Here is a 12,004-nt window from a genome sequence, read left to right on the forward strand (position 1 = left end):
TGTTTGTGACGACGAACGCACGTCGACGCATTTTAATTATGGCAGGGGGTACCGGTGGTCATGTTATCCCGGCGCTTTCTTTAGCACGTTCGCTCAATGCTCACAATGTCGATGTTGAATGGCTGGGAAGCCCAAGAGGGATCGAAAATCGCTTGGTACCAGAAGCAGGTATTACGCTTCATACCATCGACATAAGCGGTCTGCGTGGTAAAGGAGTAGTTGGCTGGCTGAAAGCGCCGCTGAATCTTTCCCAAGCTGTACTGCAAGCACGGAAGGTAATTCGTCGCTTCAATCCTGATGTGGTGGTTGGGTTGGGTGGATTTGCCAGTGGCCCAGGTGGGCTGGCGGCATGGCTTTCCAGGGTGCCATTGGTGATACATGAACAAAATGCTATTGCTGGGCTGACTAATAAAGTGCTCTCGAAGTTAGCGACACGTACTTACGCGGCGTTTACCGAGGCTTTTGGTGACAAGGCAGAAGTGATTGGCAATCCCGTGCGAGAAGATATTGCTGCACTGGGTGAGCATCCTAGGAGTGCTTCTGAACTAGCCGCTCGACCGCTACGGTTATTAGTTGTTGGGGGCTCTCTAGGGGCGGTGGCACTGAATGAGCGCTTGCCGCCTGGGTTGGCAGGTTTACCTCCTGAGCGTCGCCCTGATGTTCGCCACCAAGCTGGCAAAGACCGAGATGTGGCGACGGCAAGCGCCTACGTTGAGCATGGAATTGTGGCAGATGTCACTCCCTTTATTGATGATATGGCGGCCGCATATGAGTGGGCAGATTTAGTCGTTTGCCGTGCCGGAGCGCTAACAGTGGCAGAGCTTGCCGCTGCTGCAAAGCCCGCCTTGCTAGTGCCTTTTCCATTTGCTGTTGATGATCATCAGCGGGTCAATGCTGATGTTTTAGTAAAAGCCGGGGCGGCGCTTTGTGTTAAACAGTCTGAGCTTACCCCCGAGCGATTAACACACTATTTGGATGAGCTATTAGTCCCAAGCGTATTATCAGAGATGGCTTCTAAAGCCCGGCAGAATGCCTACTTAGAGGCGACTGAACGGCTTACAGAGGGGTGTCTAGCGTTGGTTAAACAAGGAGAGACTGCGTGACCGATTCTATTAATAACGCGTTGCACTCAGGTGTCCGTCCAAGTGGCCCGGGTATGCGTCGTATTAAGCGTTTGCACTTTGTTGGCATCGGTGGCGCGGGTATGTGTGGAATCGCTGAGGTGCTTGCTAATCAGGGCTACAGCGTCAGCGGCAGCGATATGAAGGAATCAAATGTCATTGAACGCCTTCGTCAGTGTGGTGTTAACGTTGCTATCGGTCATTCTGAAGAGAATGTGGTGGGGGCTGATGTCGTCGTTGTCTCCAGCGCTATTGATGTAACGAATCCTGAAATTCGCTGGGCCCATGAGCATCGTGTGCCAGTAGTAAGGCGTGCTGAAATGCTGGCCGAGCTAATGCGTTTCCGCCATGGCATTGCTGTTGCTGGAACACACGGTAAGACAACCACCACTAGTTTGACAGCAACGCTGCTGGCGGAAGGCGGGCTAGACCCTACCTTCGTGATTGGTGGAAAGCTTACCAGTGCGGGCGCTAATGCGCGCTTGGGAGAGGGCGATTATCTAGTCGCTGAGGCTGATGAGTCTGATGCATCATTCCTTCATCTTCAGCCGATGGTCTCTATTGTAACGAATATAGATGCAGACCATATGGCCACCTATGGTGGTGATTTTGAGCGGCTAAAAAGCACATTCATTGAGTTTCTTCACAATTTGCCGTTTTACGGGCTGGCTGTGTTGTGTATTGACGATGCAAATATCCGGTCGTTGCGTGATCAGGTGAAACGACAGTTTGTGACCTATGGTTTCGATGAAGATGCTGACTACCGCATTGTGGATTTTACTCAACAGGCGGGTGAAGTATCGTTTACCGCGATACGCCCTGGTGAGGCTGCTCCGCTTGCTATTCGATTAGCGATGCCAGGACGTCACAACGCACTAAATGCGATGGCTGCTATTGTGGTGGCAACGGACGCAGGGGTGGGCGACGAAGCCATTTTACTTGGTCTGGCAGGCTTTGCTGGCGTGGGACGCCGCTTCCAGGTGCATGGCCATTTCAAAGCCCCTAATGGCGATGGCGAGGTCATGTTAGTAGACGATTACGGGCACCATCCCCGTGAGGTTGACATGGTTATCCAGGCGATACGGGCAGGTTGGCCAGATCGCCGTTTAGTGATGCTTTATCAGCCACATCGCTATAGTCGCACCCGCGATCTTTATGAAGACTTCGTTCGAGTACTTTCACAAGTGGACACGCTTGTTCTATTAGATGTTTACAGCGCTGGGGAGGCTGTGATTCCCGGGGCAGAAGGGCGTACGCTTGCGGGGTCTATTCGCCAGCGGGGCGAAGTTGATCCCTTATTCGTTGAGCATAAGCAGGAGTTACCTGCACTATTAAACAAACTTTTGCGTCCTGAGGATATTTTCATTACTCAAGGTGCTGGTGATGTGGGTGGTATTTCGCTTCGTTTCGCCCAAGCTAAGTTGGCGCTGGATAAGGTAGAGCTATGAGTGAAACAATGTCACTGAACGACCCCTTAGCGCGTGTCGTTGTTGTTTATGGGGGCACATCGGCGGAACGCGAGGTGTCTCTTAAAAGTGGTGCCGCGGTGCTTGCTGCGCTCAAGCGCCAAGGTATTGATGCCCTTGGCTACGATCCAAAAGAAGGCGGTTTGGTGGGGCTAGAGCGGCTGGCACCAACGGCAGTGTTTGTTGCCTTACATGGTCGTGGTGGAGAAGATGGCACATTACAGGGTGCGCTAGAGCTTCTAGGACTTCCTTACACCGGCAGTGGGGTGCTGGCGTCAGCACTAGGCATGGATAAGCAGCGCACGAAGCAGGTTTGGCAAGCCGTTGGGTTGCCTACTCCCGAAAGCGTAATGCTGAGCGACACGTCTGACTGGGCATCGGTGGTAGCACAGCTTGGCTTGCCAATGATGGTGAAGCCTGTTCATGAAGGTTCCACGCTGGGTATTAGTATTGTTAAGAGCCAGGAAGCATTGGAAGCCGCCTATTATGAAGCGGTGAGCTATGATGCCCGTGTTATGGCTGAGCGTTTCGTTGTCGGTGAAGAGTACACCGTTGCTCTGCTTGATAATGAGGTATTGCCGGCCATCCGTGTTGAAGTTCCTGGTGGCTTTTATGATTACGAAGCAAAATACATTGCTAACACCACCCAGTACCACCTACCTAGCGGCTTACCATCTATTGATGAGCAGGCCTTGGCAGAATTATGCGAAAAAGCATTTGATGCGGTAGGTGGCGAAGGGTGGGGGCGCGTCGATGTGATGCGCGATGCAATGGGCAAGTTTTGGCTGATTGAAGTTAATACAGTGCCAGGAATGACAGATCATAGCTTAGTGCCGCAAGCAGCAGCGCATGCGGGAATAGATTTTGATCAGCTGGTATTGCGCATATTGAACACTGCGGTTCAACGCAGCTACTCATGAAAAAGCGAAATGCGTGGTTAGGCCTCATATTGCTAGCACTGTTACTAGGTGCTGGTGGCCGAGCATTGTGGCTATGGCTAGATAAGCCTATTGAGCGTGTGTCCATACGTGGCGAATGGGAGTATGTAAGTGCCGATTATCTGCAGACTCAGCTGGCGCCGCTCGTTCAAGAGGTTACATGGCTTTCGGCAGACTTAGGTGAGCTGCGCCAGCGTGCGTTGAGAATTGGTTGGCTGCATGAAGTAAGAATTTCCAGAGAGTGGCCAAACGCGCTAGTGTTTGAACTGGTAGAGCAAACGCCCGTGGCCCGCTGGAATGATGATTTTTTGCTTAACCCCGAAGGAGAGGCATTTGCGTTTGCGCCCTTGCAGGTTCCTCAGGGGTTGCCCGATCTGGCGGGGCCGACCGGAAGCGGTGAAGAAGTGCTTACCTACTATCGACGCTTAACACCCCACTTCCAGGGGTTATCGCTGTCACTTTCCCAGTTGCGCTTAGAGCCTCGTGGTGCATGGCGACTTCAGTTAAGTAACGGAGCTTGGGTCATGTTGGGAAGACGTCAGCATGACATCCGGTTGGCTAGGCTTTCAGCATCATGGCAGCGTGAACTTGCTCGTCTCGGTGAGCATATCCGCTATATCGATTTGCGTTACCCTAACGGTGTTGCTGTTGCTTGGCACGGAGAGAGTGACTTTTTGGAGGAAGATGAGTAGTTAACGGCTTAAAATGTGCAAAAAGTAGGTAAATGTAAGTGGTTGCCAACAGTGAAAAGCCGTGAATAGGGTTTAAATTGGCTAAGAAGATCATTATCGTAAGATGTCGCTAGTCGTATTGCGAGTATTGTTTCTATACTATGTTATGAAAGATGGCTGTGGCAGATGCTTCTTTGTGGGTTTCCTTAATTGGCCCCATCAAAATGTGGCTTGCTTTTTTAACAAGCATTAATGCTGCTTTGAATTCTAGCACCATTATTTTAACAGTTTGGCGCAGTTGCTAGGCAAAAATATCGTTTAAAAAATTTTCAAGGGAGATTATCCGACTCATGGCAGGCTCACCCAACGCATCCAATATGGTTGTCGGGCTGGACATTGGAACGTCCAAAGTTGTCGCGATAGTCGGTCAACCTACCGATGATGGCGGGATTGAAATAGCAGGCATTGGTTCTCATCCATCGCGTGGTATGAAGCGAGGTGTGGTTATCAACATCGAATCAACAGTGCAGTCTATACAGCGTGCTGTTGAAGAAGCTGAGTTAATGGCTGGTTGTGATATTCATTCTGTTTATGTTGGCGTTGCCGGTAGTCATATCAGCTCAATGAATTCTGACGGGGTTGTCGCGATTAAAGAGAGGGAGGTCACGCCGTCTGATATCGAGCGAGTCATTGATTCTGCTCGTGCCCGTGCAGTTTCAGAAGGACAACGTGTTTTACATGTGTTGCCCCAAGAGTTCTCAATTGATGCACAAGGTGGTATCCGTGAGCCTCTTGGAATGTCAGGTGTGCGTCTAGAAGCACAGGTGCATCTAGTAACAGCGGCGTTAAACGCTGTTCAAAATATCGAAAAGTGTGTACGCCGCTGTGGCCTAGAGGTAGATGCTATTATTCTTGAACAGCTAGCTTCAAGTATGGCAGTGCTTACTGAAGATGAGCGGGAATTAGGCGTTTGTATGGTGGATATCGGAGGTGGTACCACCGATATGGCCATATTCAGCGAAGGTGCCATTCGCCACACCGCTGTTATTCCTATTGCGGGTGACCAGGTAACGAACGATATAGCGATGGCGTTACGAACACCAACGCAACATGCTGAAGAAATTAAAGTTAAATATGCTTGTGCGCTAACACAGCTAGCTGCAAGTGATGAAATGATCAAAGTACCCAGCGTAGGAGATCGTCCAGCACGCGATTTATCGCGTCAGGCGCTTGCCGAAGTGGTTGAGCCTCGGTACGAGGAACTATTTACGTTGGTAAGAGACGAATTACGTCGTAGCGGCTATGAGGATATGGTGGCTGCTGGTGTTGTGCTCACAGGGGGCACCTCACGCATGGAGGGCGTCAGTGAATTGGCAGAAGAGATTTTTCATATGCCAGTTCGTATTGCTTGTCCGCAAAATGTTAAAGGTTTGGCAGACGTGGTACGTAACCCAATCTATGCGACAGGTGTGGGGTTATTGCATTATGCCTTACAAGAAGCGCGACATGGGCAAGGCCTAGAAAGCCACGGGGGAGTTGTTGCTGTTCACAAAGGACGCAATGAGTTAACCCGGCGTGATATCAAGGAAGGTCAATCGGCGCTGGCAAGAATTAAAGGCTGGTTCAAAGGAAATTTCTGACAGGGCCGCAAGCGCGGTTCAGGAGACGGGGCTTATGTTCGAATTGGTAGATAACGCACCCTCGAGCAGTGCGGTCATCAAAGTGGTCGGTGTTGGCGGTGGTGGCGGCAATGCTGTTAACCACATGGTTGAAAGTAATATTGAAGGCGTTGAATTTATTTGCGCCAATACCGATGCTCAAGCACTTAAACGGGTGTCTGCAAAAACAGTTCTGCAGCTTGGTGGAGAAATCACTAAAGGTCTTGGGGCGGGAGCAAACCCTGAGGTGGGTCGTCAAGCTGCCATGGAAGATCGGGACCGCATCGCTGAGCTATTGAATGGTGCGGACATGGTGTTCATTACGGCCGGTATGGGGGGGGGGACAGGCACTGGTGGTGCGCCAGTGGTTGCTCAAGTTGCCAAAGAACTAGGTATTTTGACTGTTGCTGTTGTTACCCGTCCCTTCCCATTTGAAGGGCCGAAACGAATGCGTGCCGCTGAAGAAGGCATGAAAGAGCTTTCTGAGCATGTGGATTCGTTAATTACTATTCCAAACGAAAAACTGCTCTCTGTGCTAGGTAAAAACGCAACGTTGCTAACGGCATTTAGTGCTGCCAACGACGTGTTGCTTGGCGCGGTTCAAGGCATCGCAGAGCTTATTACTAGCCCGGGCATTATCAACGTTGACTTTGCTGATGTTCGCACCGTTATGTCAGAAATGGGCATGGCGATGATGGGGACTGGTGGGGCAACTGGCGAAAATCGTGCGCGTGAAGCCGCGGAGAAAGCCATTCGAAGCCCGTTGCTTGAAGATATTGATCTACACGGCGCTCGCGGTATTTTGGTCAATATTACAGCGGGTCCTGATTTGTCGATTGGTGAATTTAATGATGTAGGTGCCACTGTTCAAGAGTTTGCCTCTCAGGAAGCAACTATTGTGGTGGGTACCTCAATCGACATGGAAATGTCTGATGAGCTGCGTGTGACGGTAGTTGCTGCTGGTTTAGATGGCAATAAAGCGAAAGTTGCCTCCCGTGAGCCGGCGCGCAGATCCGCTGCTGATGCATCTGCTGATTATCGTAAGTTGCAGCAGCCCACTGTCATGCGTCAGCAAGCCTCGGCGCGAGCTGAAGCATCTGATCCAGCTGCTAAACCCCGTCCAGAAAAACGCCGCACGCCGGATGCGGATGATTATTTGGATATCCCCGCGTTTTTACGCCGTCAAGCAGATTAATCACATCATTGGGTTCAGTGAAACAGCAAACAAGAGTTTTAATGGTTAAAACGCTTGTTTGCTGTTAAAGTGAACACTGTTTCTTAATTTTCTTCCCTTGGCGGTATTTGTTGGCAACGTTGCCGGTAACCGCCGTCATTAGAGTTCGACCGCTGCCCATGATCAGACAACGCACATTACAAAACGTCATTCGCGCTACCGGAGTGGGTCTGCACTCTGGCAAAAAAATTCATTTAGCTTTGCGCCCTGCGCCGGTTAACACTGGAATCGTGTTTGTTCGAACCGATTTAGAGCCTATTGTACAAGTGCCTGCACGTGCTGAATTGGTCGAAGATACGACATTATGCACCGCGCTTTCTTACAATGGCGTGAAGGTGGCGACGGTAGAACACTTGATGTCGGCATTTGCTGGGCTGGGAATTGATAATGCCTACGTTGATGTAAGTGCGCCTGAAGTGCCTATTATGGACGGCAGTGCTAGCCCTTTTGTATTCTTAATTCAGTCAGCGGGCATTTTAGAACAAGAAGCACCTAAGAAATTTATTCGCATCAAGCGCCGTATTAGCGTCAGTGATGGTGATAAAGAAGCTGTTTTTTTACCGCATCAAGGATTTAAAGTTTCGTTTGTTATTGATTTTGACCATCCGGTATTTGAACAGCAAAAACAGACTGCCCTGATAGACTTTTCAACGACGTCGTTTGTTAAAGAGGTTTCTCGTGCACGTACCTTTGGGTTTATGCGCGATCTAGAATTTTTACGGTCTAATAACCTGGCGCTTGGTGGTAGTTTAGATAACGCTATTGTTGTGGACGATTACCGTATCGTAAACGAAGGCGGTTTACGCTATGACGATGAGTTCGTTAAGCATAAAGTGCTGGATGCTATCGGTGATCTCTACCAGCTAGGCTTTAGCCTAATTGGTGAGTTTCGTGGCGTTAAATCCGGTCACGCGCTGAATAATCAACTATGTCGCGAGCTACTGGCACAACCAGATGCATACGAAATAGTCACATTTGAAGAAGAAAAAGCCGTGGCGCCTATTTCATACTCGGCACCAGCAATGGCATAAGAAAAGCACCAAACAAATTGATTGCATGCCCCGGTTCCCGCCGTTACAAAACACCGCCTTGGCGGTGTTTTGTGCTTTTTGAGGCTTAGCTTGGGTGTTTTTTCTCTAGTTGTGGTCTGGATGTTTAGGTGCATGAGCAGCTAGACGCTCTAATGCCCTTTTTAGTGAGGGGTTGTCGGTATCTTTCGCACAGTCTGATACTGCTTTGCCTGCGCTTTCAGAGAGTGTGCGGTTGTAGCGTTTGGGCCTCTCAATCGGCCGGATAGGACGCACCTTAAGGGTAAAGCCAGTGACACTTTCAAATCCTGGTAACTGGTGCAATAGAACCAGCAGACGAGGTTGTTCATAGCGTAACCATGTCAACCAGCTTGCTTGGCCGCTAATTAGCGTCAAGCGTCCGTTTTGAAAGCCGCCGACGAAGATATGCTCTCGCATTGAATCAGGAAGGTGGGCGCGTAAATGACGTTGGGCCTGATCAATTAAGCGGGACTGTCGCATAAGCTGGCCCATGCTGCCAGACTTGGTCAGCAGTTGGGTAATGGGCTGTGCGCGAGATCGCTTAACCTTTATACTCATCAACTTGATTCCTAGAACGTTATTGGTTGCGTCACACTGACGGTTGCCACTAGCGTCTTATATTGTCTTTTCATTGGTAGAGCCTAACACGCTCAGGAGCCAGCCCACAGTATGTCATCAACGCCAGATGTTTTGTCTGCTTCGCCGCGGCGGCAACGCCGAAACGGCTTAGCGCGTTGGTGGCTGGCAGGCCTCTTAGTGAGCTGTTTATTACCTGCTAGTTTACATCCTTCCGAGACATTGCGTAGCGGTGAGCGTGGTGTGATTATCTGTTTTTGGGTGCCGGCGATGCTGCGCGCCCAATCAAAATGGATAGCTAAAAAACGGTGTGCGCTGTGCCGTTGGATAGGCGAGCAAAGGTATTTTTATTCCTCTGTCATCAAGCACTCTGCCTACTGTTTTTCTCATCTTCCACATCGATTGGTTGCTGCAATTGATGTGTTGACTCCACGTGGCCCGCCAGTTTTTCTTTCTGTTCGCTAATTTACCTTTATTTGCCTTATATAAAAGGGCGCCCCTCTAGGGGCCGCTCGTAAAGATTTGGAACTTTCATGATTAATAATTTGTTACGTAAAGTCGTTGGCTCTAAAAATGATCGCGATGTTAAACGCATGCAAAAAAGCGTACTCAGCATTAACGTTTTAGAACAAGCGCTTGAAGGACTAAACGATGCTGAGTTACAGGCAAAGACTGGGCTACTGCGAGAGAAATTAGCAGAAGGCGCGTCGATTGATAGCTTGTTGCCTGAAGCATTTGCCGTGGTGCGCGAGGCCAGTAAGCGGATAATGAACATGCGCCACTTTGATGTTCAGATGGTCGGTGGAATGACGCTGCATCGTGGACGCATTGCTGAAATGAAAACGGGGGAAGGTAAAACCCTGGTGGCAACACTTGCCGTATATTTAAATGCGTTGCCAGGTAAAGGCGTGCACGTTGTCACCGTTAACGACTATCTTGCTCGCCGCGATGCCGAGTGGATGCGGCCTTTATATGAGTTTCTTGGATTATCGGTAGGCGTTATTTTTGCTGGACAAACTGGCGAAGAGAAGCGTCATGCCTATCAGTGTGATATCACGTACGGCACCAATAACGAGTTTGGTTTTGATTATTTGCGTGACAATATGGCGTTCTCGCTTGAGGATAAAGTGCAGCGTGGCCTGCATTATGCCATCGTCGATGAAGTCGACTCTATCTTAATTGATGAGGCTCGTACGCCGTTAATTATCTCGGGCGCAGTAGATGAAAATACTGATTTATACGGCATTGTGAATCGTCTAGCTCAGCAGTTAGAAGAGGGCGAGGCTTCTGAGGACAGTGATGCACCCGTCACGGGAGACTTTCTGCTTGATGAAAAACAAAAGCAGGTAGAGCTTACCGAGCAGGGGCATAACAAAGTTGAAGAGCTGATGCGTGCCGAAGGCCTATTGGGTGAAGGCGAATCGCTTTATGCTGCACAAAATCTAAACTTGCTTCAGCATATGCACTCCGCGCTGCGTGCACGGCACCTTTATCATTTAGACGTTGACTACATCGTGTCTGAAGGCCAGGTGGTTATCGTTGATGAACATACTGGTCGTACTATGCCGGGGCGTCGTTGGTCAGAAGGCTTGCACCAAGCGGTTGAGGCGAAAGAGGGCGTCACTGTTCAGCGAGAAAGTCAGACGCTGGCATCCACTACATTCCAAAACTACTTCCGTCTGTATGAAAAACTCGCTGGTATGACCGGCACTGCCGATACTGAAGCATTCGAATTCCGGCAAATTTATGGCCTGGATGTGGTCGTTATTCCAACGAACCGTCCGCTTGCTCGTAAAGACCTGAATGATTTGGTCTATCTCAGTGCGGAAGAAAAGTACGAAGCGATTATTAAAGATGTGAAAACTGAAACTGAAGCAGGGCGTCCTGTTTTGGTGGGTACGGCGTCAATTGAAACGTCAGAATACCTAGCTCGCCTTATGCGCGAGGCTGGCCTGACATTTAATGTGTTGAATGCAAAACAGCACCAGAGCGAAGCGGAAATTATCGCTCAAGCAGGTCGTCCTGGTGCCATTACTATCGCAACGAATATGGCAGGTCGTGGTACCGATATTGTTCTGGGGGGCAACTGGGAAGCGGAAGCGGCTAAACTGCAAAATCCCACTCAAGAGCAGATTGATGCACTAAAGGCAGAATGGCAGAAGCGTCATGATGGTGTTTTAGAAGCGGGTGGCTTACATGTTGTTGGTTCTGAGCGCCATGAGTCGCGTCGTATTGACAATCAGCTGCGTGGCCGCGCAGGCCGTCAAGGTGACCCAGGCTCTACACGTTTCTTCCTCTCGTTAGAAGATAGCTTGATGCGCCTGTTTGGTTCTGATCGGGTGAAACGCTTGATGTTGGCTCTCGGTCTAGAGCGAGGCGAGGCGATTGAGCACAAGATGGTTTCTAATGCGGTTGAGCGTGCCCAGAAAAAAGTAGAGGGGCGCAACTTTGATATCCGTAAACAGCTGCTGGAATACGACGATGTCGCTAACGATCAGCGTCGCGTTATCTATGAGCAACGAAATGAAATTCTTTCTGCTGATGAGGTTTCCGAGGCTGTTATTGGTATTCGTGAAGAAGTTATGGAAGATACCATTAGCGATTTCGTGCCGCCTCAGAGCCTTGCTGAGCAGTGGGATCTACCAGGATTAGAAGCGCATCTTAAAACTGAATTTAATCTTGAGGCTCCTGTTACACAGTGGGCGGCAGAGGATGAGCGTTTTAGTGAAGAGAAGTTGCGTGAGCGTCTACAAGCGATGCACCGCGATGCTTACCAAGCCAAAGTTGAAGCTGCTGGAGCTGCGTTAATTCGTCGTTTTGAGAAACAGGTAATGCTGCAAGTTTTGGATACTCGCTGGAAAGAGCATCTGCAGTCGATGGACCACCTGCGTCGTGGCATTCATTTACGTGGCTACGCCCAGAAGAATCCTAAGCAAGAATACAAGCGTGAGTCCTTCGAGCTATTCCAGCACTTGCTAACCAACATCAAAGCTGACGTTACGCGTATTCTAAGTCACGTGCAGGTTCGCCAGCCAGAAGAGGTTGATGCACTAGAACAGAAGCGTCGTGAAGAGTCAGTGCGTGAGCGCTCGATGGCTGCTAGCCGTCATGATGATCCTAATGCCCAGCAGGAAGAAGTGTCACAAGAAGCGCCAGGGGCTGATGGCCGTCCGTTGCGTCGTGAAGGGCCAAAAGTAGGGCGCAATGATCCGTGCTCATGTGGGTCGGGTAAAAAATATAAGCAGTGCTGTGGGAAACTGAGCTAATCACGCGTGGCGAAAGCGAATATAA

At 49.9% G+C, this 12,004-nt stretch carries 9 protein-coding genes; 8 read left to right on the forward strand and 1 reads right to left on the reverse strand.

The features are described 5' to 3' along the window. Positions 1 to 5: 5 nt before the first annotated feature. The 7 genes from murG to lpxC all read left to right on the forward strand — a co-directional run bounded on the left by murG (position 6) and on the right by lpxC (position 8,119). Positions 6 to 1,103 carry an undecaprenyldiphospho-muramoylpentapeptide beta-N-acetylglucosaminyltransferase gene (gene murG / locus CR46_RS0109765; RefSeq protein ID WP_084180435.1) on the forward strand — a complete coding sequence of 366 codons (1,098 nt, stop codon included), beginning with the start codon at positions 6 to 8 and terminating at the stop codon, positions 1,101 to 1,103. Positions 1,104 to 1,156: 53 nt separating this feature from the next. After that, positions 1,157 to 2,569 (forward strand): UDP-N-acetylmuramate--L-alanine ligase, encoded by a 1,413-nt coding sequence (murC, locus tag CR46_RS0109770; protein WP_051690175.1) that lies wholly within the window; start codon positions 1,157 to 1,159, stop codon positions 2,567 to 2,569. Further along, positions 2,566 to 3,507 carry a D-alanine--D-alanine ligase gene (locus tag CR46_RS0109775; protein ID WP_030072356.1) on the forward strand — a complete coding sequence of 314 codons (942 nt, stop codon included), beginning with the start codon at positions 2,566 to 2,568 and terminating at the stop codon, positions 3,505 to 3,507. Before murC ends, CR46_RS0109775 begins: the two co-directional genes overlap by 4 nt. Further along, positions 3,504 to 4,217 (forward strand): cell division protein FtsQ/DivIB, encoded by a 714-nt coding sequence (locus CR46_RS0109780; protein ID WP_030072358.1) that lies wholly within the window; start codon positions 3,504 to 3,506, stop codon positions 4,215 to 4,217. Before CR46_RS0109775 ends, CR46_RS0109780 begins: the two co-directional genes overlap by 4 nt. A gap of 329 nt (positions 4,218 to 4,546) precedes the next feature. Next, entirely contained in the window at positions 4,547 to 5,836 is a 1,290-nt protein-coding gene (gene ftsA / locus CR46_RS0109790) for a cell division protein FtsA (RefSeq protein WP_030072361.1), read from the forward strand. Between the two features lie 34 nt (positions 5,837 to 5,870). Further along, positions 5,871 to 7,049 carry a cell division protein FtsZ gene (gene ftsZ, locus CR46_RS0109795; RefSeq protein WP_030072363.1) on the forward strand — a complete coding sequence of 393 codons (1,179 nt, stop codon included), beginning with the start codon at positions 5,871 to 5,873 and terminating at the stop codon, positions 7,047 to 7,049. A 158-nt stretch (positions 7,050 to 7,207) separates the two neighbouring features. After that, positions 7,208 to 8,119 carry a UDP-3-O-acyl-N-acetylglucosamine deacetylase gene (gene lpxC / locus CR46_RS0109800; RefSeq protein WP_030072365.1) on the forward strand — a complete coding sequence of 304 codons (912 nt, stop codon included), beginning with the start codon at positions 7,208 to 7,210 and terminating at the stop codon, positions 8,117 to 8,119. 105 nt (positions 8,120 to 8,224) lie between these two features. On the opposite strand, the gene CR46_RS0109805 is transcribed toward lpxC, so the two are convergent. Continuing rightward, entirely contained in the window at positions 8,225 to 8,695 is a 471-nt protein-coding gene (locus tag CR46_RS0109805) for a DUF721 domain-containing protein (protein WP_030072367.1), read from the reverse strand. Positions 8,696 to 9,246: 551 nt separating this feature from the next. Here CR46_RS0109805 and secA point away from each other — a divergent pair. Next, entirely contained in the window at positions 9,247 to 11,979 is a 2,733-nt protein-coding gene (secA, locus tag CR46_RS0109815; protein ID WP_030072372.1) for a preprotein translocase subunit SecA, read from the forward strand. Positions 11,980 to 12,004 lie beyond the last annotated feature (25 nt).

The sequence above is a fragment of the Vreelandella neptunia genome (genome assembly GCF_000712975.1).
GTDB lineage: Bacteria > Pseudomonadota > Gammaproteobacteria > Pseudomonadales > Halomonadaceae > Vreelandella > Vreelandella qaidamensis.

Bases quoted from the DNA above. Each gene is read 5' to 3' on its own strand.
- ftsA (WP_030072361.1), top strand. From the start codon at position 4,547: ATGGCAGGCTCACCCAACGCATCCAATATGGTTGTCGGGCTGGACATT.
- secA (WP_030072372.1), top strand. From the start codon at position 9,247: ATGATTAATAATTTGTTACGTAAAGTCGTTGGCTCTAAAAATGATCGC.
- CR46_RS0109780 (WP_030072358.1), top strand. From the start codon at position 3,504: ATGAAAAAGCGAAATGCGTGGTTAGGCCTCATATTGCTAGCACTGTTA.
- CR46_RS0109775 (WP_030072356.1), top strand. From the start codon at position 2,566: ATGAGTGAAACAATGTCACTGAACGACCCCTTAGCGCGTGTCGTTGTT.
- ftsZ (WP_030072363.1), top strand. From the start codon at position 5,871: ATGTTCGAATTGGTAGATAACGCACCCTCGAGCAGTGCGGTCATCAAA.
- murC (WP_051690175.1), top strand. From the start codon at position 1,157: ATGCGTCGTATTAAGCGTTTGCACTTTGTTGGCATCGGTGGCGCGGGT.
- CR46_RS0109805 (WP_030072367.1), bottom strand. From the start codon at position 8,695: ATGAGTATAAAGGTTAAGCGATCTCGCGCACAGCCCATTACCCAACTG.
- lpxC (WP_030072365.1), top strand. From the start codon at position 7,208: ATGATCAGACAACGCACATTACAAAACGTCATTCGCGCTACCGGAGTG.